The organism is Mesorhizobium sp. 113-1-2 (genome assembly GCF_016756475.1).
Lineage (GTDB): Bacteria > Pseudomonadota > Alphaproteobacteria > Rhizobiales > Rhizobiaceae > Mesorhizobium > Mesorhizobium loti_C.
In genome coordinates this window covers 237,260-263,643 of sequence record NZ_AP023242.1, presented here as the reverse complement: position 1 = coordinate 263,643, position 26,384 = coordinate 237,260, and the positions used below count along the sequence as shown (strand labels likewise).

The following is a 26,384-nucleotide window of genomic DNA, read 5'->3' as shown; positions in this document are numbered from 1 at the left end:
AGTGCAACAGAAAATGTCCATCGCCGCGCCAAAAATGTTGCGATGCAGCAAGAGCTGTACTAGCATCCCTTTGGGTGGGGTCAAACAGCGGTCGAGTTTTCATGCTGCATGTCTTGTACCTGGTGCACGATGTCTCCGATCCGGCGGTTCGCCGACGGATCACAATGCTCAGGACAGGCGGTGCCCGGGTTACCCTGGCTGGCTTTCGCCGCACCGCGACCCCGATTGCCGATATTGAAGGATTGCAGCCGATCGACCTTGGCGCGACGCGTGATGGCCGATTCGCCCAGCGCCTGGCGGCGGTGGCGAAAGCGACGGTTTCGATAGGCTCGAAGCTGAGGGGCACGCCGCGGCCGGATCTCATCATCGCGCGCAATCTGGAAATGCTGGCGCTGGCCCGTCGCGCCAGGTCGGCTTTCGGTGCCACGGTGCCGATCGTCTATGAATGCCTCGACATCCACCGTCTGGTGCTTCGCGACGATGTTTTGGGCAAGGCACTGCGCGCCACCGAGCGCCATCTGGCGCGCGACGTGAAGCTGCTGGTGACCAGTTCGCCCGCCTTCATCGCCAATTATTTCAAACCTTTCCGCCAGGTCGCCGCCCCCGTCGAGCTGGTCGAGAACAAATATTTCGAGGCAGCGGCGATCTTGCCCGGCGAGCGTGAGGCGGTGGAAGCGCCTGTCGCCCCACCATGGCGGATCGGCTGGTTCGGAGCGCTGCGCTGCCGACGCTCGCTCAAGCTCTTGGCCGATTTCACGCATCGCATGGATGGACGTTTCGAAGTCGTGCTGCGCGGGCGTCCGGCGCTCTCCGAATTCCCGGATTTCCATGCCTTCGTCGATGCCGAGCCCTATCTGTCGTTTCGCGGACCCTACCGCAACCCGGAGGACATGGCGGCGATCTATCAGGACGTCCATTTCTCCTGGGCGATCGATTTCTTCGAAGAGGGGCAGAATTCGGAATGGCTGCTGCCCAACCGACTCTATGAGGGCTGCCGCTTCGGCGCCGTGCCGATCTCGATGGGTCACACGGAAACCGGACGGTTCCTCAGCCGACAGGACATCGGCATCCTGCTGCCCAAGGCGACGCCTGACGCGCTCGAAACAGCACTCGGCAAGATGGAGGAGCACCGCTTCGGCAGGTTGAAGGCGCGTGTGCTGGCTCACAATCCGAGGACGTGGAGCTACGATCGCAGCGACTGCAGGGCGCTGGTCGAAAAACTGCGCCGCCTGACCACCGTGCGCGAGCCCCTCGCGACCGAGGCCCTGGCATAGGATGAACATCGCCCGATGACGCAAGCGCTTCCCTCCAGCCTGATCGTGATCCCCTGCCTGAACGAGGCAGCCCATATCGGTGCGCTGCTCGGCCAGCTTTGCCCGGCGGCGGCAAGGCTTGGCGCCCGAATCGTCGTCGCCGATGGCGGCAGCACCGACGGCACGCTGGCCATTGTCGAACAGATCGCCGCCAAGGACCCGCGCGTTGTCCTGCTTCACAACAAGCGGCGCATCCAGAGCGCGGCGATCAACCTCGCCGTCGGCACTTATGGTGAAGGCGCGCAGTATCTGATCCGCATCGACGCGCATGGCGGCTATCCCGACGACTACTGTGATCGGCTGCTCGAGGAAGCGCTGGCCACGTCAGCCGATTCGGTCGTCGTTTCGATGCTGACCAGTGGCAGCGGTACCGTGCAGAAATCGGTTGCGGCGGCGCAAAATTCGAAACTCGGCACCGGTGGTTCCAAGCATCGCCACCTCTCCGCCGGAGAGTGGGTCGACCACGGCCATCACGCGCTGATGCGGATTTCGGCCTTCGGCGCTGTCGGCGGTTATGACGAGACCTTCAGCCACAATGAGGATGCCGAGCTCGACTACCGGCTGCGGCAGGCCGGCTACAAGATCTGGATGAGCGGCAAGACGCAGATGGTCTACTATCCCCGTGCCTCGCTCAAGGGTCTCTATTTCCAGTATCTCGGCTATGGCCGCGGCCGCGCCAAGAATGTGCTGAAGCATCGCGTCATTCCGAAAGTCCGGCAGATGGTGCCGCTGGCGGTCTTCCCGGTGGTGCTTCTGGCCGCCTTCTCCTTCGTGCACTGGATCGCGGCGGTGCCGCTGCTGGTCTGGGCCGCGGTGTGCCTGGGTTACGGCCTGGTGACGGCCATTCGCCAGCGCAATGCCGATATCGCGCTGGCCGGCGTCTCGGCCATGGTCATGCATTTCGGCTGGTCTGTCGGCTTCTGGCTGCAGCTTCTCGGCCTCGGCGCGCGACGTGGGGTGGCGTGATGGCGGTTCAGGTCAAGAACCGCAGCATCGACATCGGCGTGTGCACGTTCCGCCGGCCGGAACTGGCCGACACGCTGCGCTCGCTCGCCGCCATGCAGATGCCTGAAGGCTTCGATGTCAGCGTCATCGTCGCCGACAATGACGACACGCCGAGCGCCCAGGCGCTGGTGACGGCGCTGTCGCAGGAATTGGCGCTGCCGGTCCGCTATCGGCATGCCCCGGCGCGCAACATTTCGGTCGCCCGCAACGCGTGCCTTGATGCCAGCGAGGCGGATTTCCTCGCCTTCATCGACGACGACGAGACTGCTTCCACCCGCTGGCTGGCCGAACTGGTGGCGACGGCCGGGGACAGTGGGGCAACGGCCGTGCTCGGCCCGGTGCGGGCGCTTTATCGCCCGGATGCACCGGACTGGATGCGGCGCGGCGATTTCCACTCGACCTTGCCGGTCTGGGTGCGCGGCGAGATCCGCACCGGCTACACCTGCAACGTCCTGCTGCGCATGGGTTCGGACAGCCTGCGCGGCCGTCGCTTCAGCCTGGCGCGCGGCCAGACCGGCGGCGAGGATACCGAGTTCTTCGATCAGATGGTCAAGGCCGGCGGGCGCATCGCCTTTGCGCAAGAGGCCTGGGTGGACGAGGTGGTGCCGCGCTCGAGGGCCGCGTTCGACTGGCTCGGCCGCCGCCGTTTTCGCGTCGGTCAGACGCATGGCCACCTCCTGGGCAACAATGCGCGTGGCATCGGGCTGATCAAGCATGTCGGCCTGGCCTCCGCAAAGGCAGTCTTTTGTTTCGCCGCCGCACTTCCCGTCGTCGCCAGCCCGGTGCGCAGGAACCGCAGCGTGCTGCGCGGCATCATGCATGTCGGCGTCGTCAGCGGCCTTGTCGGCGTCCGCGAAATCCGCCTCTACGGCCAATCCTCACCTGGGGAAGGAGGCAAGCGTGCAGCCTGACGTCTCCTTCGTCCCCGATGTTTCCGTTGTGATTGCGGCCTACAATGCCGAGGCGACGCTCGACAGGGCGATCGCCAGCGCCATCGCGCAGAAGGGCGTCAGCGTCGAGATCATCGTTGTCGACGACCAGTCACATGATGCCACGCTCGATGTTGCGCGGGCCTACCCGCAGGACATCGTGCGCGTCGTCGCCCTGGCCACGAATCGCGGTCCCGGCGGCGCCCGAAATGCCGGGCTCGACGTCGCCCGCGGCAGGTGGATCGCGGTTCTCGATTCCGACGATGCCGTCTTTCCCGGCCGTCTCGCCGCCATGATCGGCCGCGCCGAAAAAGCCGATGCCCAGATCGCCGTCGACAATCTCCAGGTCGTCCGCGAGGACGGGGTCGTCGAGGATGCGATGTTCCCGCGGCAGTATCTGGAAAGCCTGCGCGAAATTTCGCTGGCCACCTACATCGCCGGCAACATCGTCTTCGAATCGAAATTCAACCTCGGCTACCTCAAGCCGATCTTCCAGCGCAAGTTCCTGGACGAGAACCGGCTTCGCTATGACGAGAAACTGAGGATCGGCGAGGACTACATCTTGTTTGCCCAGGCGCTCGCCAAGGGCGGCAGATGCGTGGTCGAGCCAGAGATCGGCTATGCCTATCATATCCGCAGCGGCTCCATCTCGCGTGTGCTCGAGCTTCACCATGTCGAAGCCATGCGCAAGGCGGATGCCGCATTCGCTCAGACCCATCGGATGGACGAGGCAGCCCAGGCGGCTTTCACCCGGCGCGGCCGCAGCCTGCGCAAGGCGGCCTCCTTCCTGGCGATGGTTCAGCACATCAAGGCGCGGTCCCCGCTCAAGGCGATCCGGACGGCGCTCAGCGACCCGGCGGCGGTCAGGCATATGGGGATGCCGATCGCCGTGCGGTTGCGACGAGTAGCGGCACAGTTTGCCGTGGGGGCGGGGAGGTGAAGATGCAGGCACATGGAGGGATTTTTCGTGGCCTGTGAAGGAACTGCAGTCGATCTCCTCAGAAGGAATTTGCGATGAAGAAAATCAGGAAGGCCGTGATACCGGTGGCGGGGCTTGGAACACGGTTCCTGCCGGCGACCAAGTCGATGCCGAAGGAAATGCTTCCCGTCGTCGACAGGCCTGTCGTGCAATATGCGGTGGACGAGGCCTTCGAAGCCGGCATCGAGCACATTGTGTTCGTGACCGGCCGCAACAAGGCGGTCATCGAGGACTATTTCGACCTGCATCCGGAATTGATTGGAACCCTGGAGCAGACCGGCAAGAAGACCCAGCTGGAGGCGCTCGAAAGCATGCTGCCGGTGGCCGGCGCCACCTCTTTCATCCGCCAGCAGTCGCCGCAGGGCCTCGGCCACGCCGTCTGGTGCGCCCGCGAGGTCATCGGCAATGAGCCCTTCGCCCTGCTTTTGCCTGATATGGTCTCCTTCGGCGGGCGCGGCTGTCTGGCCGAAACCGTCGACCTTTATGAGCGCACCGGCGGCAACGTTATCGCCGTGGAGCGTTGCGATCCGAGCGAGACCAACAAATACGGCATTGTCGGTCGCGGCGCCGATGTCGGCGGTGGTTTCGAGGTCTCGGCCATGGTTGAAAAGCCGGCACCGGCCAACGCGCCGTCGAACTTCTACATCAACGGCCGCTACATCTTGCAGCCCGAGATCTTCGCGCTGCTGGGCAACCAGCAACGCGGCGCTGGCAACGAGATCCAGTTGACGGACGCCATGGTCCGCCTGTCGAAGGACCAGCCATTCTTCGCCCAGCCTTTCCTGGGTCGCATGTTCGATTGCGGGTCCAAGGAAGGCTTCATCCAGGCCAACATCGCCTTCGCGCTGTCGCGCAATGACATGAAGGGCCCGGTTTTCGAGATGCTTCAGGAGTTCGTCCGGTCGCATGAACGCCAGGAAGAAGCCGCATAATGCCCATCTTTCGGGAGTATTGCCGGATGGCTGGCGGCGAGGGGCCGACAGGCCCCCGCCGTCTGGCATGAAGCTTGCGTTGCTTCTTGGCAATGCTCCCGATCGTTGCGGCGCCTGCAAGCCCAAGCATGATCCCGGAAAGTGGCTCCCGGTTTCCGGAAAGACAATGCTTAAAAACTGAGACAGGTCATGATCCCGGAAGTTTCGGAAAAGATCATGCCCAAACAAAGAGATAGAGCCTCAACCCGATGATCGGGAACGCAACAGGCTCTGGGATTGGACCGACGATGAATTATGCCAATTTTCCTCTCGACAAGAGGATGCCATTGCCGAATTCGGACGCAGCAAATGGCGAAGACTTCATCGATATCGAGCGGCTGCTTGGCATGGCTGCGCGGCAGGCCAAGGTGGTTGCCGTGTGCGCTGCCATCGGTCTTTTCCTGGGCATGCTCTATCTGCAGACAACGCCCCCCAAATATGTGTCGGTCTCGAGCGTGCTGATCGACGAGGGCCTGAACAAGATCGTCGACGATATTTCGGCGGCGTCGACGACCATGCAGACCGATTCCGCCATTCTGAGCCAGATCGAGATCCTGACCTCGACGCGGCTCGCCGCGGTGGTCGTCGACAAGCTCAAACTCGACCAGAACGAAGCGTTCATGAATCCGCCGCAGTCGGCGCTTGCCCGGGGCGTCGGCCTGATCCGCAGCCTGATCCAGTATGTCCACCCCAGCGCCCCCATGCCGGGCATGGGTGACTTCAGCAAGCTCGACCCCGCAACGCGCGATGCGCTGATTGCCGCGGCGGGCCGCGACTACGCCATCCTCAAGCTGCAGAACGAGATCCGGGCGGATCGTGTCGGACGAAGCTACGTCATCGCGCTTGGCTATCAGGCGACGGATCCAGGACTGGCGAAAGCCATCACCAAAGCCTATGCCGACGCCTATCTTGCCGATCAGCTCGATGCCAGCTTCGACGCCACCGAGCGCGCGGCGGTCTGGCTGCAGGGCCGGCTGACGGAACTGCGCGAAAGCTCGCAGCAGGCATCGCTGGCGGTCGAGAAGTTCAGGGCCGAACACGGGCTGTCCGCCAACAGCGACGGCCAGCTGATGAGCGACAAGCAGCTTGCCGACCTCAACGCCCAGCTCATCGTGGCGCAGGCCGACACGGCGCGCGCCAGCGCCCGCTACCAGCAGTACAAGTCGATCGTCGACAGCGGCTCGGACAACGCTTTCAAGGACGCCGCAATATCGGCCGACCAGCCGAGCAGCTCGGTCATTTCGGCGCTCAAGACCCGCTATCTCACCGTCGCCAAGCGGCAGCAGGATGTCGAGGCGAATTTCGGTCCCGATCATCCTCAGGCCGTGGCGCTTGCCAAGGAAAAGGCCGACATATCGAAGCAGATCTTCGGTGAGCTGAAACAGCTCACCGAAAGCTATCGCAACGAGTATGAGGTCGCGCAGGCGCGCGAGACCGCGCTCCGGGCCAATGTCGCCGCCGCACAGGGCAAGAGTTCCATCGACAACCAGTCGCAGGTCCAGTTGCGCGACCTCGACCAGAAGGCGACAGCGCTCACCACGCTCTATCAGACGTTCCTCGGCCGCTACGAGGAAGCCGCGCAGCAGCAATCCTTCCCGGTCGGCAAGATCCGCATCATCTCAGATGCCTCGACGCCGCTCTCCGCCTCGAGCCCGCGCACCGTCATCGTGCTCGGACTGTCGCTCGTGCTCGGCGTGCTGATGGGCGCCGGCTTTGGCGGCCTCAACGAATTCAACGAGCGGTTCTTCCGGACCGGCGAGGAGGTCCGCGACCGCGTCGGCCTCAAATTCCTCGGCTACCTGCCGACCGTCGGCAGCAGACCCGCCAAGGAGGACAAGCAGGCCGAGGCTCAGCCGGATGCCAAGACAGTCAGGTCGCCGGCCGCCAACGAAAGGCGGGCGCGCATGCGGGTCAGCATCGACGCTCCGTCATCGATGTTCGCCGAAACGCTGCGCAGCGCCAAGATCGCCTTCGATGTCGTGATGGAAGGGCAAGGCAGCCGCGTGGTCGGCGTCATCTCGGTGCTTCCCGGCGAAGGCAAGTCGACGGTCGCGGCCAATCTCGCAGGGCTGCTGGCCGCCAATGGCGCCAGGACGCTGCTCATCGATGGCGATTTGCGCAATCCGGGCCTCAGCCGCAGCCTCGGCATGGAGGCCGAGCAGGGCCTGATGGAGGCCGTGGTCAACGGCCAGACCTGGCAATCCGTCGGCAAGATCGACCGGCAGACCAAGCTCGCCATTATCCCCGCCGTGCTGCGCGGCAACTTCTCGCACACCAGCGAGCTCTTGTCCTCAGCCGGAATGCGGCGCTTCATCGAGAACGCCAAGGAGACCTTCGAATACATCGTCGTCGATCTGCCGCCGCTCGGGCCGGTGGTCGACGCCAAGGCCTTCGCGCCGTTGGTCGACGGCTTCGTGCTGGTCACCGAATGGGGCCGCACGCCGCGCGCCATGGTGCGCTCGATGCTGGAATCCGAACCCTACGTCGCCAACAAGATCGTCGGCGCGGTGCTGAACAAGGTCGACCTGAAGAAGCTCGCCAGATATGGATCGTTCGGGGCTTCGGAGAAATTCTTCGACAAATATTCGACCTACTATCTCGACAAGTCGGAAGTACGCACCAAGGCAGCGGTCTAGGCAGCGGCTACCTGGATTTCCGCCTTGACGGAATGGGCGGTGAAGCACTGTTCATGCGCCAAGGTTGGAATCCCGGCGACCAGCCGCGCGTCAGTCGCGCGATAGGGACAGTCCCGCGAGAAGCGGCGCGTACGCGGCGAGCCTGCGGGATACGAACTCGGTGAAGAGCCGCACGCGCTTTGTCTTGCGTGTCTCACCCTGTGTGAGAAGCCAAACCGTTCCGTACATGTGCAGGTCGGTACCTGGCACCCTCGCCAGCAGGGGGTCGGCATCGCCGATGAAGCACGGCAGTGTCGTCATCCCGAGCCCTTGCCGTACAGCAACGATCTGCGCCTCGCCGTCCGTGGTCCTGAATGGAACCGCCGTGGTGCGAACCTCACCCTCGCTGGCCCATTGCGGAATTCCATGACTGCTTATGACGATCCAGCGGATAGGATCAGGGGCGCCCGCACGCCATGCGGCCAGTCGATCCCGGGACATGTAGACGCCGCCGAACAGCTCCGCTCCCTTCAGGCCGTGAAGATTGAGCGGCAGGGTTTTGCGGTCGTAGACGACGCGCACCGCGACGTCGGCGTCTCGGTTGGTCAGATTTGCCAGCTCGCCGGACGACAAGATTTCCATCTCGATGTCCGGATGCAGACGCGCGAAGTCGGCGAAGTCCGGCATGAGCAGGTGTGTCGCGAGCGTCGGAGCCAGCGTCACCCGCAGAAGCCCGCGCACGCTCTGGTCGCGACCGAAGACGCGTGTCTCCAGCTGGTGCGACGACGCTTCCATCCGCTCCGCGAGCTCGAGGACCTCCTCGCCCGCGGCCGTCAGGCGGTAGCCCGAAGGCAGCTTTTCGAACATCTGCGCCCCAAGGCGGTCCTCGAGCTGGGCGATGCGTCGCAGCACGGTCGCGTGGTTGACGCCGAGGCGCTTGGCGGCGGCCCGCACCGAGCCTCCGCGTGCGACGGCAAGAAAGTAGCGAACGTCATCCCAGTCGATCATGGTGCAATCCCGCACCGCGCGGTGCGCCTTCCAAAGCCCTGACTATCGTACAACAGTACAGGGCGGCCATCATAACACTTGTCGACGAGCGGGCCCAATTCCGAACGGCGGAACCTTATCGTCACGGCTGCCGTTAATAGCCGTGCCGGATCGATTTCGCACCACCGATGTGCGCGCTTCCTCACTCAATGCCTGACCTCGGCAGACCCATCTTCAGGTCTCGGGACTTTCCCGAATGACCAAGGCGGAAGCCTGGAAGGATGCACGTCATGACCAGATTGAATGGAAAGACCGCCGTCATCACCGGCGGCGCTACCGGCATCGGCCGCGCCGCAGCAAAGCGCTTCATCGAGGAGGGCGCCTTCGTCTTCATCTTCGGCCGCCGGCAGGAAGCGCTCGACGCCGCTGTGGCGGACCTCGGGCCCAATGCCCGCGCGGTGAAAGGCTCGGTCTCGGATGAGGTCGACCTCGACCGGCTCTACGCGGCTGTGAAGGCCGAGCGCGGAAGCCTCGACATCGTCTTCGCCAATGCCGGGGCCGGAGGCCCGCTTCCGCTCGGCCAGATCACCGCCGAGCACATTGACGAAACCTTCGATACCAATGTGAAGGGTACGATTTTCACGGTCCAGAAGGCGTTGCCGCTGATGGGCCCGGGCGCTTCGATCATCCTGACCGGGTCGAGCGCCGGCACGACGGGCGCCCCGGGATTCACTGCCTACAGCGCGAGCAAGGCGGCAGTGCGCAATCTCGCGCGGACCTGGGCGGAGGACCTGAAGGGCACCGGCATCCGGGTCAACGTGTTGTCGCCCGGGGCGACGGCGACCGAACTCGCCAAGGAAGCGCTGGGCGAGGAGGGCCAGAAGGCCTACGGCGCGATGACTCCGCTCCAGCGCATGGCCGATCCCGCGGAGATCGCGGCGGTGGCTGCCTTTCTCGCGTCGTCGGACAGCAGCTTCATGACCGCCAGCGAGGTCGCCGTCGACGGCGGCCTGGCACAACTCTGACCCCGGCGCGGGCCACGCTTCTCAAACTTTACGAAAAACCAAAACACACGACCAAAGGCGAAAGATTATGAAAAAGCTCGAAGGTAAGGTTGCAGTCATCACAGGCGGAAGCAGCGGGATTGGCTTGGCGACGGCCAAGCGTTTTGTGGAAGAAGGTGCGCAGGTCGTGATCGTTGGACGACGCGAGAAAACCTTACAAGAGGCCGCGACCCTTATCGGGAGAAACGTGACAACAGTCGTGGGCGACGTCTCGCGCTTGGAAGATCTGGACCGGCTCTACGCCACCGTCAAAGAGAAACATGGTCACATCGACATTCTCTTCGCAAACGCGGGCGCAGGGACAGTCGCGCCGCTCGCGGCAGCTACTGAGGCCCATTTTGACCAGACCTTCGATGTGAACGTGAAGGGGTTGTTCTTTACGGTGCAGAAGGCCCTTCCCCTTTTCAAAGACGGCGGATCGATCATTCTGAACTCTTCGGTCTCGAATGTGATGGGGCTGCCAGCGTTCAGCGCCTACGCAGCAAGTAAGGCAGCTGTTCGCAGCTTCTCGCGGTCTTGGACACTGGAACTGAAGGACCGCAATATTCGCGTCAATACGATGAGCCCTGGCGCGATCGAGACTCCCGCCTTGGCGACAACGACCGGCCTTAACGCTGAGCAAGCCGAGCAGGCGGTCGCCCAGTTTGCTGCACAGATCCCAATGGGTCGCAGGGGCAAGCCAGAGGAAATCGCGGCTGCCCTCACGTTCCTCGCCTCGGATGAAAGCTCCTACATCACCGGTATAGATCTCGCGGTCGATGGTGGTTGGGCGCAGGTCTGAGCCCCGGCGCGGTCCCGTGGCTGGCCCTTCAGCCCCGCCAGTAGTGATCCCGCTTCTCAAACTTTAGTTCCAACACAAGATAGGAGAAACATTGTGAGCTACGCAATTGTCGGCTTCGGCAATATCGGCAAGGCCCTGGCCAAGGCGTTTGCCCGCAAGGGCATCGACGTGTCCGTTGCAACCACGCGCGACCCGGAAAGCTTTGCAGCCGATGCGGCCGCGATCGGACCCACGATCATTCCCAAAAAGCTGGCGGACGCGGTCAAGGCGGACATCATCTTTTTAGCTGTCCGTTTCGAGTCGCACCCGGATGTCGCGAAGGCGCTCGCCACCTGGCAGGGAAAGACCATCGTCGATGTGACCAATGCCTACGGCGTGCCTCCTGAAAAATTGGGGGGACAGCCTTCTTCCAAGTTCGTTGCACAGGCATTTTCGGGTGCAAAACTGGTCAAGGGCTTCAACCATCTGGTCGCTGCTGTCCTTGATCAGGATCCGGCCCTACATGGTGGCAGAAGAGTCGTATTTCTGGCGAGCGACGATGACGCTGCCGCAGCGGAGATTGCTGCGCTCGCGGAAAAGCTCGGTTTCGCGCCGATCAAACTTGGCGGGCTTTCGGAAGGTGGGTTGCTGGTCCAGGCGCGCGGAAATGGCTGGGGTCATCTGATCTTTAAGGACTTGGCCAAGTTCGACGGATGAGCACGACGTGCCAACAGGCAGGCGCACGATGCACGGATCGGGTCGAGCACGATCCGACCCAAGCGAAATGGAGAAATTCCCATGAGTATCGAGAAGAACATCCAGACCGTGAAGGACTTCTTCGCCGCGATCGGCAGCGGCGACAAGGAGGCTCTGTTGGCGCTGGTCGCCGAAGACATCGAGTGGATCATCCCGGGCGAGGACTGGCCGCTGGCAGGAACGCGCCACGGACACGCCGGGCTGGCGGATTTGCTTGAGACGGCATCCAAGTCGATAGAAACGTCCACCGAACCCCGGGAATTCGTAGCGCAGGGGGACCGGGTTCTGGTCGTCGGCTCCGCCAGGGGGAAGATCAAAGCCACGAACAAGACGTTCGAGGACGACTGGATCTTCGCCATCACCGTCCGGGACGGCAGACTGACCACCATCCGGGAATACGTCGACACGCAAGCGCTGGCCCGGGCCTCGCGGATGAACGCGTCCGGAACTGCGTAGCGCTTGCCCTCTGCAGCCATCGGCCCGTGGATTGCCCCATTGTACGCCGCGCGCTCGTCTAATGCCCAACCGTAAAGGAGATTCCGATGTACGACCAATCCAAGCTATCCGAGTTGATCCGGTTCGCACGTGTAGATGCGGGCTCCACAGTCATTGACGTCTACCCAGGCGACGGCGATTGGACGCGCCTGTTCTCCGACGCCGTGGGCCCCGGAGGTCGGGTCTACAGCTTCGTGCCGGCCGAAGTCGCCGACTTCAAGAACGATCCGGTTGGCCGCATGCGGACGCTCGCGAAGGAGCCGGGCCGAGAGAATGTCGAAGCCGTCTCGGCGGATCTCGTCGCGATGCCGGAGGTCACGCAGCCAGCGGATGTCCTGTGGCTGCACCTGTTCTACCACGACCTCCACACCGCGCTGATTCAGAAGAAGGGTGCGACGGCGGCCGACTTCAATCGAGCCGTCTACAAGCGGCTGAAGCCCGGCGGGTCCTACGTCATCGTCGACCACGCCGCCGCCGCTGGGTCGGGCACGAACGACACCCAGGCGCTGCATCGGATCGACCCTGCCTCTGTTCGCGAGGAGGTGGAGGCGGCCGGCTTCGTACTGGACGCGGAAAGCACAATGCTCGCGAACAAGGACGATCCGCACGCGATCAAGGTCTTCGATCCCTCGATCAAAGGCGAGACCGATCGCTTCGCCTATCGGTTCGTGAAGCCCTGACACGTCCCGGCGCTGAATTCATGTCGACCTCCATGATGGCAGCGTCATTGGAGTTTTCCGTGAAGAGCTGGAGGTCGGCTGCCAGACAGCAGCCGTGGCGGCGCCATCGCCTGATCAGGTTTTGCAAAGCCTGGACGTCGACGCCCCAGACCTGATGCCGGCATGAACGAACACGAATTTCCTCAACCGGCCGATGGCGTCTAAGCGGCCTTGAGCCGGTAGCGGAAGACGGTGTGGTCGAGCAGCAGCCGGATACGCGGTTCGGCCTCGGTGGCGACCAGCCAGCTTGCCGCGATCATGGTCGCGCCGACGACCGCCATCGACAGGAGATAAGGCACTCCGGCACGGACCATCGGCCCAAGCATTGCCGCGCCGACGACGTCGTGGATCAGGTAGAGCGGATAGGTCATCAGGCCGATGCGGCGCCAGCCGCTCCAGCTGAGGTCGAGCCGCAGCGACCACGCCATCAAGGCGATGGCGACGAGGAAGATCAGCATCGGTGGCGCATAGGGCATCACGGCATTGACCTTGATGCTATGGACGTCGACCGAACTGGCGATCTGCAGCACGCCGCCGCCGAGGAACAGCAGGCAGAAGGCAAGGCGCGAGGGCGTCAGCGCCTTGAACCGCATCAGCCAGAGCAGCACGCCGACGGCGAAGAAGCAGCCATGGTGCACCAGGGTGAGTTGCAGCCAGCGTGTCTCGGCGAAGTCCGCCCAGCCGAGCGGATAATAGAGGCACCAGAACAGCGTGCTGACCAGGCCGATGAAAATGGCGACCGCCTCCATCAGATGGAAGCGGCCAAGCCGCAGCAGGATCCAGACGACGGCGTAGAAGGCGATCTCGATGCCGAGCGTCCAGTAGACGCTGTCCACCCAGGGACCATAGGGCGCGAACAGGCCGGTGCGGACCAGCCTGACCGCCGCATCGGTCGGCCAGCTCAGGCCGATGAGAAGAAGCAGCACGGCGGTAACCGGTGCGCAGATCCAGACGGCCGGCGCCAGCCGCTTCACCCTGGCCTCGAAAAACCGCAGCGGCGTCGACTTCTCGGCGCTGAAGGCGATGACGAAGCCGCTGATGACGAAGAATATCTCGACGCCGACCCAGCCTGACCCGACCCAGGCGCCTATATCGGGTTGCGGGGGGATACCACCCGTGGCCTGCGCCGAGATGCCATCGGGATAGGCCCACACCCAGAAGCCATAGTGGTAGACCATCACAAGCACGGCGGCGAGGAACCGCAATATGTCGACGCCGCCAAACGTAATTTTCTGCTGAGCCATACCGCACCGTCGGATGGCCCCCCACCCATCACTGTAGGGTGGCTTGCTGCATTGCACAATAAAAGTATTGCTTGCCAATCAGCTTCAGCCAACCGGCAAGGAAAGGTTGTGCGGGGATCGCTCCCGCTTCAGCCTCAAACCCCGATCCCGCGCGCCTTCATCGCCGCGGTGATCTCGTCGAGGATGGCCGGGTCGTCGATGGTCGCTGGCATCGTCCACGCTTCCTTGTCGGCGATCTTCTGCATGGTCCCGCGCAGGATCTTTCCCGACCGCGTCTTGGGCAGGCGCTTGATTGTCACCACGGTCTTGAAGGCGGCGACCGGGCCGATACGCTCGCGCACCAGCGCGACGACCTCCTTCTCGATGGCGCCGCCGTCGCGCGCGACGCCGGCGTTCAGCACCACGAAGCCGAGCGGAATTTGCCCCTTCATCGCGTCGGCAATGCCGACGACCGCGCATTCGGCGACATCGGGATGGGCGGCCAGCACCTCCTCCATGGCGCCGGTCGACAGCCGGTGGCCGGCGACGTTGATGATGTCGTCGGTGCGGGCCATCACATAGAGATAGCCGTCCTCGTCCATCATGCCCGCATCGGCAGTCTTGTAATAGCCGGGGAACTCCTCGAGGTAAGCCTGGCGGAAGCGCTGGTCGGCGTTCCACAGCGTCGGCAGGCAGCCCACCGGCAGCGGCAGCTTGACCACGACATTACCGAGCGTTCCGCGCGGCACCTCATGGCCGGCATCGTCGAGCACGCGGATGTCGTAGCCGGGCATCGGCACGCCGGGCGAACCGTATTTCACCGGCAGCAAGCCGAGCCCGGCCGGGTTGATCGTCATCGGCGAGCCGGTCTCGGTCTGCCACCAATGGTCGACCACCGGTACGTTGAGCTTCTGCTCCGCCCATTTGATGGTTTCGGGGTCGGCGCGCTCGCCGGCCAGGAACAGCGTGCGGAATTTCGACAGATCGTATCTGGGAACGAACTCGCCCTTGGGGTCCTGTCCCTTGATCGCCCGGAACGCCGTCGGCGCGGTGAACAGCGCCACCACGCCATGGTCCGAGATCACCCGCCAGTAGGTGCCGGCATCGGGCGTGCCGATCGGCTTGCCTTCGAACAGGATGCTGGTGCAGCCATGCAGCAGCGGTCCGTAGACGATGTAGGAATGGCCGACCACCCAGCCGACATCGGACGCCGCCCAGAACACTTCGCCCGGCTTCACGCCGAACTCGTTCTCCATCGTCCATTTCAGCGCGACCATGTGGCCGCCATTGTCGCGCACGATGCCTTTGGGCTGGCCGGTCGTGCCTGAGGTGTAGATGATGTAGAGCGGGTCGGTGGCGAGCACCGGCACGCAGTCGACATTGGCGCCCGCCGCCCGCTCGCGCGCGACGGCGTCGGCATAGTCGATGTCGAAATGCTCCTTCAACTCGCAGCGCAGCTGGTCGCGCTGCAGGATCAGGCAGGCATCCGGCTTGTGGCGGGACATCTCGATCGCTTTGTCGAGCAGCGGCTTGTAGGCAACGATCCGGCCCGGCTCCAGGCCGCAGGAGGCCGAGATGATCAGCTTCGGTTTGGCGTCGTCGATGCGGGTGGCCAATTCATGCGAGGCAAAGCCGCCGAAGACGACCGAATGCACCGCGCCGATGCGGGCGCAGGCGAGCATGGCGATGGCCGCCTCCGCCACCATCGGCATGTAGATGATGACGCGGTCGCCCTTGCTGATGCCCCGGTTCTTCAGCACCGAAGTGAGCGCCACCACCTCGCGCTTCAGCTCGGCATAGGTGAATTTTTTCACCGTTCCGGCGATGGCGCTGTCATGAATCAGCCCGATCTGGTCGGCGCGTCCGCCGGCGACATGCCGGTCGATGGCGTTGTAGCAGGTGTTGCAGGTCGCGCCGGTGAACCAGCGGCCATAGACGCCGGCGGTGGCATCGAACACCTTGTCCCAGGGCGAATACCAGTCGATCGCGCCGGCCGCGTCCGCCCAGAATTTCTCCGGATCGCGTTTCCAGCCGTCATAGACCTCGTGATAGCGTGAAGCCATCCGTAACCTCCCCAGGAACCATTTGCCGTCTTTGCCAATAGCCTATGCTGTTTTTTCCGGCGCTGTCTCCCCTGATTTTCGTCTGAACCGGTCCCGGCTTGACCCTTGGCGCGCCGCATCGTGAAGTGAAGCCTTCTCGGGGGAGGATCTGAGCAATGCGTCATCCAGTGTCGATCATGGCAAAACCGGTGTTTGCGCTGACGATCGGCGCGGTGCTCGCCATCTCCACTGCAACCGCCCTGGCCGGAGATGCCGCGGCCAGGCGCATTATCGGCTTCTCACCCGACGGCGCCTACTTCGCCTTCGAGCAATATGGTGAGCTCGATGGCGGCGCCTCGGCTTCCGGTTATTCCGAAATCGATATCATCGACACGCGCAGCGATGAGTTCGTTGGCGGCAAGCCGATCCTGATCGTCGATGAATCCGAGGCGTCGACGCTGACGCTTGAACAGGCGAGAGCGCAAGCGGCTGCCAAGGCAAAACCCATCCTGGCCAAATATGCCATCGCTCCGCGCGGCAAGCAGACCGCCTCCGACAAGTTCACCTTTCCGGGCGAGATGGTTGCCTATTCCGACATTTCCCGCCTCGAACAGGCATCGCAGAAATGGCTTTCGCCGCTCTACGACGAGACCGGAATTTCGACCATCCAGCTCGACGAGATCCTGGCAGGCAGCACCAACGATTGTTCGGCGAGTTTCGACGACGCTCAGCAAGGCGGGCAGGCACCTCAAGGCGACAAGACCCTTCAGGGGGACAAGACTGGCAAGGCGCTCGGTTTCCGCCTGACGCTGCAGGGCCAGGACGGCAAGCTGTTCAAGACCTTGCATGAGGACAAGACCGTGCCGGGCTCGAGAAACTGCCCGACCTCCTACAGCCTGTCGGAATCCTACGAATACACGCCATCCGGCAAACCGGCGGTGATCGTCGTGCTAGTGCAGCGCTTCAGCCAGGGCTTTGAAGGACGCGACCGCCGTTTCATCGCCGTGACCGGGCAGCCCCGCTGAGAGACCGGCCGATAGCCGTCAAGAGAGGTTCACCGTTTCACGGAAACGGCGACCCTCTCTAACTCTTTGTTTTTACGCAATTCCCAAGGGAAAGCGCTACGCGCTTTTCCCGGGAAAACCGGTTCCCACTTTTCCTGGAATTAGTCTAACGAACGGTATTCATTGGACAAAATGTCGACTGCACTAGATCGGCAGGGCCACAAGCATGAGGCCTACGCCGCCGAAGATCAAAATGGCTGCCGCCAGGGTTTTCCGATGACGTTCGAAAGTCGTCGGAGCCCGCTCCCAGTTGTAACGCATACGCTATCTCCCCAAAACCCCGGGAGTCCTTACCTTACTTAGGGGAAGAAATGCAACTGTCCGGCCCGTCAACACACTTGCCTGTGGCGTCATCGCGACGACTATTTCTGGGACGGTTTTCGGCAGGGAGCAGTTGAGGCCGCATTCTTCGATCGGCAGGACTCCGTCGCAGAGGCAAAGCAGCGTGGGCCATCTCCCCGGCCGGCCGATAGACAGCGCCCCACCACCGCGCTATCTCATTTCGGGGTTCTTGCAGGCTTGTCGGGGTTGGTGATGGATATTGTCTCTGGAACGATCTTGCGGCTGGCGGACGACGCCTCGGTCCAGCATGTCGGCGACGGTGCCGTCGTGCTTCTGGCGCGCAGCGGCCAGCTCTATACCTGCAACGGCACCACCGAAGCCTTTCTCGACAAAGTCGATGGCGCGCGCAGCCTCGATCAGATCGTCGGCCTGCTTTGCGAGGAGTTCGAGGTCGACAAGGATACGCTGGGTGAGGATATGGCGGCATTGGCCGCCGATCTGGTCTCGGAAGGCATCCTCGCCGCCCCAGGTGCTTGATGGCTGAGGTAGGCGCATGATGGCTGACGGTCCGCTCCTGCGTGCCCTGTTTCGCTGCCATCTCTGGGCAAGCGCCCGGCTGATGCCGGCCCTCATTGCCGGGCGCAGCTTCGAGGACGTGCTGAAATGGGCGCCGCTCGCCTCCTCGACGCCCTATCGCGGCCTGCCTGCCGCCTACATCATCGCCCACGTCAACCGCACTGTGCGCCATCCCTGGTTGATGCGCGACCGCAGATGCCTGCGTGAAGGCCTGCTCGGCCATCGTTTCCTGCGCCTCGCCGGCTTCGATCCGGAGCTGCGTTTTGGCGTCGATCCGAAGTCGCTGCAGACGCCACGCGTCTCGGCGCATTGCTGGGTCTGCCTCGACGGCAGGCCGGTGGTCAGTGACAGCCTTCCCGGCATGGTCGAGATCTATCGCCACCATGCCGATGCCTCAAAGGCGCGCCCCGCGTGAGCAGGCCTTCAGCGTGTTATAGTCTCAACGGTCAAGTCCTCGGCATCTCGGCCGAACGCTCCGAGCTGTGGCAGGATTTCGACAGGATGCTGGGCATTCTGCGTATCGAAGGCGCCGTCGAGCCGGACTTTCGCCTTGATATTAACGAGGCGGATATCCTGGACGAGGCACCCGGCGGATCGCTCGTCTTCGACGGCGAAATACCCGAAGACGGCTACTGCCGGATGATTGCCGACGGCGGCACCACCCATCTCGTCTTTCCCGGACGCCAGACCGTTGCCATCAATGACGAGGAAGGGTGGGCCGAGCTCAGGATTCGCGCTGGTGCGAAGGCCGCCTGGACGCCGTCAATGCTGGTGCTGGATGCCGCACTCGACGCTGGCGGCCAGCATATGCTGCACACCGCCGGGCTGACGCTGCCGGGGCACGATGCCGTAGTCCTGATCCACGCGCCAAGCGGCACCGGCAAGACCACGACGTCGCTGGCGCTGGCAACGCAAGGCTTTGGCCTGTGCTCCGACGATGCCATGATCCTGAACGTCGTTTCGGGCAAGCCTCTGGCCTGGGGTCTGCCGCGCCACGTCAAGATCCACCAGAAGACCGCCGAAATGATCCCGCTGGTTGCGCCTTGCCTTGGCCCATCATGGGACAGGAATGGCGAACAGGCCGTCTCGCTCGAGCGGTTGAGCGAGATCGTCCGGATCGAGAGCCCGGTCGCCAGGCCGGTGGCGGCCCTGCTGCATCTGGCGCGGTCCGCCGACAACGAGACCCGATTGGTGCCCATGGCGCGGACCGACGCGATGGTGGCGCTGGCGATGGACAATGTCCGCACCGGCATGACCGGCCTGCTGCCGCTGCAGAAGCGCCGGCTGGCAACGATCGGCAGACTGGTGTCCTCGGTGCCGACCTTCACCCTCGAAGTGGGCGCGCGCCCGGCCGACGCGGCGGCGTTGATCAACGCCACATTGACCGAGCAGGACTGAAACCGGAGGTTCAGCCTGGGTACGGCCTGGCCCTGGCCAGCCGCTGGATCCAGCGGAAAGCATCGCGGCGCAGGCGCGAGCTGATTTTTTCCCGGGAATTGACCCGGAGCAGCGTGTTCGTCGTGATCAACCGCTTGGCGAGCCTTATCGAAAGGTCTGGTTTGATGCGCCCGGCGAGCTCGAGCGCGCGAGCCTCGCCGAACAGTTCACCGGTCACGTTGAGCACGATCGCCAGTTCGAGTTCGACGCCGGTCATGCGGGCGGCGTCGAGCAGGCGGGTTTCGGATTCCTCTGATTGCAGCGCTCGCACCCCTTGCAGCACGTCGACACAAAGCTGCAGGCGATGGAATTTGTGCCCGCCGGCCGCATGCACGATGGCGATCGTCAGAAGCGCGGCTGGCGTGTCCGTCGCCTCGCCGTCGATGATGCCCAGTTCGCGGAACCCCAGCGACAGGCGCCGCCGCATCCCGCTGTCATGCACCAGGTCGCCATGCAGTTCCACCAACAGGCTGGAATTCTCCTTTTCCAGCCATTTGAATTCCTGCAGTTGGTAGGATTCGGCCTCGTCGCTGCCGAGCACGAAGCCGCATGCCGCGATCACTTGGTTCGCCCGTGCCAGATTGGCGGGCTCGACCAGGATGTCGATGTCGGTGAACGGCCGGTCGGATACGTTGCGATAGAGCTTGCGCGCGAAGACCGGTCCCTTGACGATCCGCGCCGGAATGCCTTGCGCCTCCATCCCCTTCATGATGCGGGCGCCATGATATTGCAGCAGCATCGACTGGCCGGTGGCGATCGTCGCCTTGTCGCGCAAATCGTCGAGCTTCCCCCGTACGCCGGCGTCCGGCGGCGGATGCGCGTCGCCACGCTCCTGCAATTTACGCAGCATGATCGGCAGGACGCCGTGGAATTCGGCATTGTCGAGCAGCGCCGACAGTGCCTTTGCCGACAAATTGTCCTCGACCGCCGCGGCCTCCGGATCGGCGAAACGCAGCAGCAGTCTTTCTTCGGCTGACGTAAGCGATGGCAGCATCAACGCGGACAATGTCGCAAATCAGGGGAATGTTCCGGGAGATGGTTGCAGAAAAGCGTAGCTGAAGCCAGCTTTACATGCCCCAGCGCAAGGCCGCCGTGTGGACGGGCGCGTCCCACCAGCCGGTCATCTCGTCATCGAGCATGGTGAGCGTGATCGAGCAGCCGGCCATGTCGAGCGAGGTGACATAGCTGCCGACCAGCGAACGGCTTATCGTCACGCCGCGCGTCTCGAAAATCTTTCGCGCGCTGTTGTACATCAGATAGAGCTCCATCAGCGGCGTGCCGCCGAAGCCATTGACAAACAGCAGCGCCGGTCCTTTTGCCTTGTCGCCGAGATCGCCCAGGATTGCGGTACAGATCTCCTCGGCAATCGCATCGGCGCTCTTCAACGTGTCGCGGCGGCGGCCCGGCTCGCCATGGATGCCGACGCCGAATTCCATCTCGCCGTCGCTTATGTCGAAGGTTGGCTTGCCGGCCGCCGGCACCGTGCCGCTGGTCAGCGCTACGCCCATCGAGCGGGTGGCGGCATTGACGCGTTCGCCCAGCGCCTTCAGCACCGGCAACGCCAGGCCATGCTCGGCCGCCGCGCCGACGATCTTTTCCACCACCAGCGTACCGGCGACGCCGCGCCTTCCGGTCGTGTAGGACGAGTTCTCGACGGCGACGTCGTCATTGGTCACCACCTGCAAGACGCCATCCGACATTTCCGCCGCCATGTCGAAGTTCATCACATCGCCCTCGTAGTTCTTGACGATGAACAGGCAGCCGGCGCCGCTGTCGACGGCCTGCGCCGCCGCCAGCATCTGGTCCGGCGTCGGCGAGGTGAACACCTGGCCGGGGCAGGCGGCGTCCAGCATGCCATGGCCGACAAAGCCGGCATGCAGCGGCTCGTGGCCCGAGCCGCCGCCGGAGATCAGCGCCACCTTGCCCGGCCGCAAGGTCTTGCGGCGGACGAATTTATGGTCCTCGCCAAGCGCGAGGATATCGGCATGGGCGGCCACGAAACCGTCGAGGCTCTCGGTCAGCACCGTGTCCACCGCGTTCATAAATTTCTTCATGGCGTCCTCCCAAACAGCCCGGCAAGAATGGTCAGCTGCCACCCTTGCCGGCGATGCTGGTGATCTTCTGGATGAATTCGTTGATCGCCCGGTCGAGCGCCGCATTCTGCTTGTCGTCGCCGAAATCCGGCACGACAAGCGACACATGCCGCGTCTTGCGCATGCCCGCGGCGATCGACATTTTCCCCGGATGCGCCTGATGGTAGGCGGCGAGGAACTGATCCCGCTCGGCCGGACTGAAATGGCAGACGGAAAAGATAGCCGGCAAATGCTTGGATGGAATCGGCACCGTATAGGCCGGGCTCGAAATCTGCGTCACGAAGCTGCGGTGCTTGCCGAGCGCGTCGGCCAGGCGCTGGCGCATGCCGGACGGGCGCTGGTCGATCACCTGCGACAGGATCGTCTTGTAGGCGCGGATCGCCTCTTCGGAACCGGGTTCGGGTTTGATGTCAACCATGCCGGCCGCGCCTAGACCGAAACATAAGATATGGCCGCCTTGGCCATGGCGAGCTGCGCCGGCGCGACGGACAGGTCGCGCAAGCCGGTTTCGAGCAGCGAAGGGATCGCGGCCGGATCACCGCCGGCATCGCCGCACAGGCTGACGGGAATGTTGTTTTCCCGTCCAAAGGCCGTGACCGAGCCAATCAGCCGCAGCACCGCCGGATGGCGGACCGAATTGAGGTGGGCCACAGCAGCGTTGTCCCGCGCGGCCGCCATCACATATTGCGTCAAATCGTTGGAACCGATCGAGAAGAAGGCGACGCCGGCGAACGCCTCCGGCGCGATGGCGACTGAAGGCACCTCGACCATGATGCCAAGCGGCGGCATTTTGTGGGCAACACCGCGCACGGCAAGTGCTGCCTGCTCCTCCGCAAACAATGCGGCTGCTCGTTCATACTCATCGGCCATGGCGATCATCGGAAACATGACCCTGAGATTGCCGTGTGGCGCAGCGCGCAGCAATGCCCTGATCTGTACGCGAAAAATGTCGAGCCGCGCCAGTGACAGCCTGATGCCGCGCAGCCCGAGGAACGGATTGCCTTCCTCGACGGTGAAGCCCGGCACCGGCTTGTCGCCGCCGGCGTCGACAGTGCGGATCGTCACCGATTTCCCGTCGGCCCATTCCAGCACCTTGCGATAGGCGCGATACTGCGTCTCCTCGTCCGGCAATGTCTTGCCGAACAGGAATTCGGTGCGCATCAGGCCGACCCCGTCGCAGGTCGCGATGTCGATGCCGTCGACATCGGACGGGTCGGCGATGTTGACCTGCACCCGCACCGCCGTGCCGGCCTCGGTCATCGCCGGCCGCGCCAGAAAACTTTGCGCCATGCCCTGGCGGGTCGCGAAGGAGGCGGATGACTGCCGGAACGCGCCGATCTCCGCCGGCGAGGGCGCCAGCACGATGCTGCCATGCTCGGCGTCGAGCAGCGCGACGCCGGCAAGATCGGCAGGCGGTTCGCGCAGCCCCACGACCATCGGCACGCCACGCGAGCGCGCCAGCATGGCGACGTGGCTGGCCGTGCTGCCCGCCTTCAGCGCGATGCCGCCGCCATGGCTCCAGTCGGTTTCGAGAAAGCGCGTCGGCGCGATGTCCTCGCCACACAGGATGGCGCCGGAAGGCGCTGTGCTGCCGCCGTCCTCGGTCAGGGCGCGCAGCACCTGGTCCCTTATGTCGCGCAGATCCGTGGCGCGGGCGCGGAAATAGTCCTGGTCCGAGGCCTCGTAGCCGGCGATCTCGGCATCGAGTGCCTCTCGCCAGGCCACGTCGGCGGTCTGCCCCGAAGCGATCGATGCGAAGGCCGGCCCGCTCAGCGCGTCGTCTTCCAGCATGGCGATGTGGAATTCGAGTATGCCTGCGGCGTCGCTGTCGACAGTTTCGACCATTGCTGAAAGCCGCTTTACCGCCTTGCCGATCGCGGCTTGCAGCGATGTCGTCTCTTCCGCTGATGTGGCTTTGCCTGCATAGACGGCCGACGGCCGGTCGAGGTCGAACAGCGGCCCCTCGGCATAGCCGGCCGAGGCCGGAACACCCTCAATCCGCATGGCCCGCATTCCTTGCGGGCCGGCGAAGCCGCGCGTCAGCCTCACGCCGAGCGGACATGACCGGTGTCCTCGTCGAAATCGCGCTGCACAAGGTCGATCAGCGCGCGCACCGCATCATCGGCGCCATTGCCGCTGGCCCTGATGTGCAGCACCGTGCCCTTCGGCGCCTTGGCCGCCATCACCTTGACGATGCTCTTGGCGTCGAACCATGGCCCGTTGGCGGCCAGCGCGATTTCCACGTCGGCGGCAAAGGTCTTGGCCAGCTTGGTGAACTTCACCGAGGGACGCGCATGCAGCCCCACATCGTGGGTGATCAGGACGGTCGCTTCGGCGGCTGCGGACATTTCAGAGATCCCGTTCACTCACGACGGCGACAATTCATGCGCCGTCGCCACCACTTCCTTCAGCGAGGCGCCGCCGGAGGATTCGGTCGCCGCCATCACCGCACCTTCGACGATCGGCGCGTTGCAGACGATGATCTTCTGCGCACGCGGCTCGCCGATCATCTCCACTGCCATTTCCGAATTGGTCTCGGCGCCGCCGAGATCGACGAGGATGGCGACACCGGCTTCCGACCAGGCCTTGTCGATGGCGCCCATGATCGCCTCGACATTGGTACCGAGCCCGCCATGGCCGTTTCCGCCGCACCATGCAAGCGGCACTTCGTCGCCCACCATCTGGCGTACCATGTCGGCCGTGCCCTCCGCGACCAGCGGCGAATGCGACACGATCACGATCCCGACATTGCTCATGCGCTTTCCCCGATCGCTTGCCCCACAGAGCGCACCAGCAGCGCGCTCGAGCGCGCGCCGGCATCCATATGGCCGATCGAGCGGTCGCCGAGGAACGAGGCGCGGCCGCGCAGCGCCTTCATCGGCACGGTCGCTTCGGCAGCGGCATCGGCGATGTCGGCGATCTCCGCCGCCGTCTTGCCGCCGGCCAAGGCGTCATGCACCGGCTGCAGCACATCGAGCATGGTTTTTTGGCCAGGCTGTGACTTGCCGCGCGCGGCCACCGCTTCGATCGCCTTGCCGAAGGCGGCCGTCAGGCTGGCGCGATCGGGGTCCGTCGCGATCTCCTTGCCCAGTGCCATGAACAGCGTGCCGAACAGCGGACCGGAGGCGCCGCCCACCGTCATCACCAGCTTGGTGCCGATCGCTTTCAGGGCGTCGGGCAGCGGCTTGGCGGCGAACGCGTCAGCCTCGGCCCGCACGGCCTCGAAGCCGCGCTTCATGTTCAGCCCATGGTCGCCGTCGCCGATCGCCTGGTCGAGCGCCGTCAATTCCTCGGCGTGAGCGGCAATCGTATCGGCGGCCGCCGTGATCAGCCTGGCAAGGTTCAACGCCGCCATGTCGCCCAAAATCCCGGTTTCCAGTCTGCCGGCAGTAGCGAAAGAACGATCATTCGACAACTGGTGCATGAGTCAGGCCGAAACAAGCAGTGTGGCGGCGGCCGCGAACACCTCAGCCACCGCATGGGCGCCGGGGTCGACCACACCCTGCAATTTGGTGCCGACATAGGCGGATCGTCCGGCCTTGGCCTTCTCCATGGCGGCCGTGGCCTCGGCGCCGCGCCGGGCGGCCGCCGCTGCCTCTTCCAGACCGTTGGCGTCGAGCGCTTTCAGGGCTGGCTCCAGCGCATCGACCATGGTGCGATCGCCAGGCTTTGCGCCGCCGTAGAAAGTCATCCGCTCAAGTCCGGCAAGCAGTGCCTTGGACAAGCTGGCGCCGCCGTCGTGGGCCTGTGCCGCCGCCGTGAAGAAGATCGACAGCAGCACGCCGCTCGAGCCGCCCATCGATGCGCTCAGTATGTCGCCGATTGCGCCGAGCGTCGCCGCGCGGTTGACCAGCGGCAGCGTGTCGAGCCGCTCAACGATGCTGCGCGCTCCGGTCGCCACCGTCGAGCCGGTGTCGCCGTCGCCCGCCTTGGCGTCGAGCCCGTTCAACGTCGCTTCGAGCGAGATCAGCCTTTCGCAGACCGTGACGATCAAGCGCCTGGTGCCGGCATCCTGGCTGGGCTTGTGTGCCGCGCTTTGTCCGGCTGCTTTCGCCATCGGCACGACGGCAGGCGCCGCGACCGGCTTTGCCGGCATCCAGGCGTGTGGGCCGACCGGCGACAGCAGGGCGGCCTCGCGCGCTGCGTCGAGCCGGATCAGCGACAGCGAGAAGCCGTTCATGTTGAGCGCCGTCATCAGCGGCCCAGGACCGATCGCCAGCTTGACGGTCTTGGCCAGCGGCGAGGCCAGCACCGCATTGGCAACCAGCGACATTTCGAGCGGCGGCACCGAGCCGAGATTGTTGATCAGCAAGGCATAGCTTGCTTTCGGATCGAGCCCTGCCGCGAGGCGATCCGCCATGATCGCGACCAGCCTGTCGACACTTTGCAAGGCAATCCGCTCGACGCCCGGCTCGCCATGAATGCCGAGGCCCAGTTCACCGTCGTCCGCGCCAAACCTGTCTTCATGCGGCTGGCCGGGGATGGAGCAGGACGACAGCGACATGCCGAGCGAAACAATGTCCTTCGCAGCCGCCCGCGCCGCTGCCGCGATGTCTGCCAGATCACGGCCGGTCTCCGACAAATGCCCCGCGATCTTGTGCACGAACAGAGTGCCGGCGACACCGCGTGGCTGGGTGATGTCGGGCAGCGCGATGTCGTCGGCGACGATCACCATCTCGACGCGAAACCCTTCGGCGCGCGCCTTCTCGGCGGCCAGGCCGAAATTGAGGCGGTCGCCGGTATAATTCTTGACGATCAGCAGGCAGCCGGCCGGTCCGGTGACCGCGCGGATTGCCGCCAGCACCGCCTCGACGCTCGGCGAGGCAAAGATCTCACCCGACACCGCCGCCGTCAGCATCCCCTTGCCGACAAAGCCGGCATGGGACGGCTCGTGCCCGGCGCCGCCGCCTGAGACGACGCTGACCTTCGTCTTGTCCCAGTCGGCGCGCAGCACGACCTTGATCTCGGGATAGCCGTCGAGGCGCGCCAAATCGCCCGAGCCGATGGTGCGCAACAGGCCGTCCAGCGCCTCGGTGACGATCGTTTCCCTGCGGTTGAAAAAGTGCTTCATCGA

Annotated in this window: 26 protein-coding genes; 15 read left to right on the top strand and 11 right to left on the bottom strand. The window is 64.2% G+C overall.

The features are described from left to right. The first annotated feature begins 101 nt into the window (after positions 1-101). From JN279_RS01210 to JN279_RS01185, 6 genes are all read left to right on the top strand, one after another. Positions 102-1,274 (top strand): glycosyl transferase family 1, encoded by a 1,173-nt coding sequence (locus JN279_RS01210; protein WP_096453026.1) that lies wholly within the window; start codon positions 102-104, stop codon positions 1,272-1,274. Between the two features lie 15 nt (positions 1,275-1,289). Further along, positions 1,290-2,279, top strand: a complete 990-nt coding sequence (locus tag JN279_RS01205) for a glycosyltransferase family 2 protein (protein ID WP_202351791.1) — start codon at positions 1,290-1,292, stop codon at positions 2,277-2,279. Beyond that, positions 2,279-3,229: a glycosyltransferase gene (locus tag JN279_RS01200; RefSeq protein ID WP_202351790.1), complete on the top strand. Its 951-nt coding sequence runs from the start codon at positions 2,279-2,281 to the stop codon at positions 3,227-3,229. Before JN279_RS01205 ends, JN279_RS01200 begins: the two co-directional genes overlap by 1 nt. Continuing rightward, positions 3,219-4,187, top strand: a complete 969-nt coding sequence (locus JN279_RS01195; protein ID WP_202351789.1) for a glycosyltransferase family 2 protein — start codon at positions 3,219-3,221, stop codon at positions 4,185-4,187. The genes JN279_RS01200 and JN279_RS01195 overlap by 11 nt, the downstream gene beginning before the upstream one ends. Before the next feature lie 74 nt (positions 4,188-4,261). After that, a complete protein-coding gene (locus tag JN279_RS01190) occupies positions 4,262-5,158 on the top strand; it encodes a UTP--glucose-1-phosphate uridylyltransferase (RefSeq protein WP_096453034.1) in 897 nt (298 codons plus the stop codon). A 287-nt stretch (positions 5,159-5,445) separates the two neighbouring features. Continuing rightward, on the top strand, positions 5,446-7,833 hold the full coding sequence (locus JN279_RS01185; protein WP_096453036.1) for a polysaccharide biosynthesis tyrosine autokinase: 2,388 nt from the start codon (positions 5,446-5,448) through the stop codon (positions 7,831-7,833). Positions 7,834-7,923: 90 nt separating this feature from the next. Here JN279_RS01185 and JN279_RS01180 read toward each other — a convergent pair whose 3' ends face one another. Then, on the bottom strand, positions 7,924-8,820 hold the full coding sequence (locus tag JN279_RS01180; protein ID WP_096453039.1) for a LysR family transcriptional regulator: 897 nt from the start codon (positions 8,818-8,820) through the stop codon (positions 7,924-7,926). A gap of 269 nt (positions 8,821-9,089) precedes the next feature. Here JN279_RS01180 and JN279_RS01175 point away from each other — a divergent pair, with 269 nt between their 5' ends. The 5 genes from JN279_RS01175 to JN279_RS01155 all read left to right on the top strand — a co-directional run bounded on the left by JN279_RS01175 (position 9,090) and on the right by JN279_RS01155 (position 12,554). After that, positions 9,090-9,824 carry an SDR family NAD(P)-dependent oxidoreductase gene (locus JN279_RS01175; protein ID WP_096453041.1) on the top strand — a complete coding sequence of 245 codons (735 nt, stop codon included), beginning with the start codon at positions 9,090-9,092 and terminating at the stop codon, positions 9,822-9,824. A gap of 67 nt (positions 9,825-9,891) precedes the next feature. Continuing rightward, a complete protein-coding gene (locus tag JN279_RS01170) occupies positions 9,892-10,644 on the top strand; it encodes an SDR family NAD(P)-dependent oxidoreductase (protein WP_096453043.1) in 753 nt (250 codons plus the stop codon). 93 nt (positions 10,645-10,737) lie between these two features. Continuing rightward, on the top strand, positions 10,738-11,340 hold the full coding sequence (locus JN279_RS01165) for an NADPH-dependent F420 reductase (RefSeq protein WP_096453045.1): 603 nt from the start codon (positions 10,738-10,740) through the stop codon (positions 11,338-11,340). Positions 11,341-11,421: 81 nt separating this feature from the next. Continuing rightward, positions 11,422-11,835, top strand: a complete 414-nt coding sequence (locus tag JN279_RS01160) for a nuclear transport factor 2 family protein (protein ID WP_096453047.1) — start codon at positions 11,422-11,424, stop codon at positions 11,833-11,835. Positions 11,836-11,921: 86 nt separating this feature from the next. Further along, entirely contained in the window at positions 11,922-12,554 is a 633-nt protein-coding gene (locus JN279_RS01155; protein WP_096453048.1) for a class I SAM-dependent methyltransferase, read from the top strand. A 200-nt stretch (positions 12,555-12,754) separates the two neighbouring features. Here JN279_RS01155 and JN279_RS01150 read toward each other — a convergent pair whose 3' ends face one another. Next, a complete protein-coding gene (locus tag JN279_RS01150; RefSeq protein WP_096453050.1) occupies positions 12,755-13,837 on the bottom strand; it encodes an acyltransferase family protein in 1,083 nt (360 codons plus the stop codon). A gap of 134 nt (positions 13,838-13,971) precedes the next feature. Beyond that, positions 13,972-15,879, bottom strand: coding sequence for a propionyl-CoA synthetase (locus JN279_RS01145; RefSeq protein ID WP_202351788.1), 1,908 nt, complete (start codon positions 15,877-15,879; stop codon positions 13,972-13,974). A gap of 155 nt (positions 15,880-16,034) precedes the next feature. Here JN279_RS01145 and JN279_RS01140 point away from each other — a divergent pair, with 155 nt between their 5' ends. The 4 genes from JN279_RS01140 to JN279_RS01125 all read left to right on the top strand — a co-directional run bounded on the left by JN279_RS01140 (position 16,035) and on the right by JN279_RS01125 (position 19,178). Beyond that, on the top strand, positions 16,035-16,883 hold the full coding sequence (locus JN279_RS01140; protein WP_202351787.1) for a DUF2259 domain-containing protein: 849 nt from the start codon (positions 16,035-16,037) through the stop codon (positions 16,881-16,883). Between the two features lie 573 nt (positions 16,884-17,456). Further along, the gene (locus JN279_RS01135; protein ID WP_096453052.1) at positions 17,457-17,741 is read left to right on the top strand and encodes a PqqD family protein; all 285 of its coding nucleotides are present in this window, start codon (positions 17,457-17,459) and stop codon (positions 17,739-17,741) included. 19 nt (positions 17,742-17,760) lie between these two features. Then, a complete protein-coding gene (locus JN279_RS01130) occupies positions 17,761-18,195 on the top strand; it encodes a lasso peptide biosynthesis B2 protein (protein WP_202351786.1) in 435 nt (144 codons plus the stop codon). Then, positions 18,192-19,178, top strand: a complete 987-nt coding sequence (locus JN279_RS01125) for a serine kinase (RefSeq protein WP_202351785.1) — start codon at positions 18,192-18,194, stop codon at positions 19,176-19,178. Before JN279_RS01130 ends, JN279_RS01125 begins: the two co-directional genes overlap by 4 nt. 10 nt (positions 19,179-19,188) lie before the next feature. Here the strand turns inward: JN279_RS01125 and JN279_RS01120 are convergent, their stop codons facing one another. The 8 genes from JN279_RS01120 to JN279_RS01085 form a co-directional block, all read right to left on the bottom strand. Beyond that, on the bottom strand, positions 19,189-20,211 hold the full coding sequence (locus tag JN279_RS01120) for a nucleotidyltransferase family protein (RefSeq protein WP_202351784.1): 1,023 nt from the start codon (positions 20,209-20,211) through the stop codon (positions 19,189-19,191). Positions 20,212-20,284: 73 nt separating this feature from the next. After that, the gene (gene dhaK, locus JN279_RS01115; protein WP_202351783.1) at positions 20,285-21,271 is read right to left on the bottom strand and encodes a dihydroxyacetone kinase subunit DhaK; all 987 of its coding nucleotides are present in this window, start codon (positions 21,269-21,271) and stop codon (positions 20,285-20,287) included. A gap of 31 nt (positions 21,272-21,302) precedes the next feature. Continuing rightward, positions 21,303-21,728: a hypothetical protein gene (locus tag JN279_RS01110; protein ID WP_019862863.1), complete on the bottom strand. Its 426-nt coding sequence runs from the start codon at positions 21,726-21,728 to the stop codon at positions 21,303-21,305. An 11-nt stretch (positions 21,729-21,739) separates the two neighbouring features. Next, complete coding sequence (gene ptsP / locus JN279_RS01105) at positions 21,740-23,314, bottom strand: phosphoenolpyruvate--protein phosphotransferase (protein WP_202351782.1); 1,575 nt, start codon at positions 23,312-23,314, stop codon at positions 21,740-21,742. 41 nt (positions 23,315-23,355) lie between these two features. Beyond that, positions 23,356-23,658 (bottom strand): HPr family phosphocarrier protein, encoded by a 303-nt coding sequence (locus JN279_RS01100; protein WP_096453060.1) that lies wholly within the window; start codon positions 23,656-23,658, stop codon positions 23,356-23,358. A gap of 18 nt (positions 23,659-23,676) precedes the next feature. Next, positions 23,677-24,066 (bottom strand): dihydroxyacetone kinase phosphoryl donor subunit DhaM, encoded by a 390-nt coding sequence (dhaM, locus tag JN279_RS01095; RefSeq protein WP_010913108.1) that lies wholly within the window; start codon positions 24,064-24,066, stop codon positions 23,677-23,679. Continuing rightward, a complete protein-coding gene (gene dhaL / locus JN279_RS01090) occupies positions 24,063-24,665 on the bottom strand; it encodes a dihydroxyacetone kinase subunit DhaL (RefSeq protein ID WP_096458414.1) in 603 nt (200 codons plus the stop codon). Before dhaL ends, dhaM begins: the two co-directional genes overlap by 4 nt. A gap of 72 nt (positions 24,666-24,737) precedes the next feature. Further along, entirely contained in the window at positions 24,738-26,381 is a 1,644-nt protein-coding gene (locus tag JN279_RS01085) for a dihydroxyacetone kinase subunit DhaK (protein ID WP_096458417.1), read from the bottom strand. Positions 26,382-26,384: the final 3 nt, after the last annotated feature.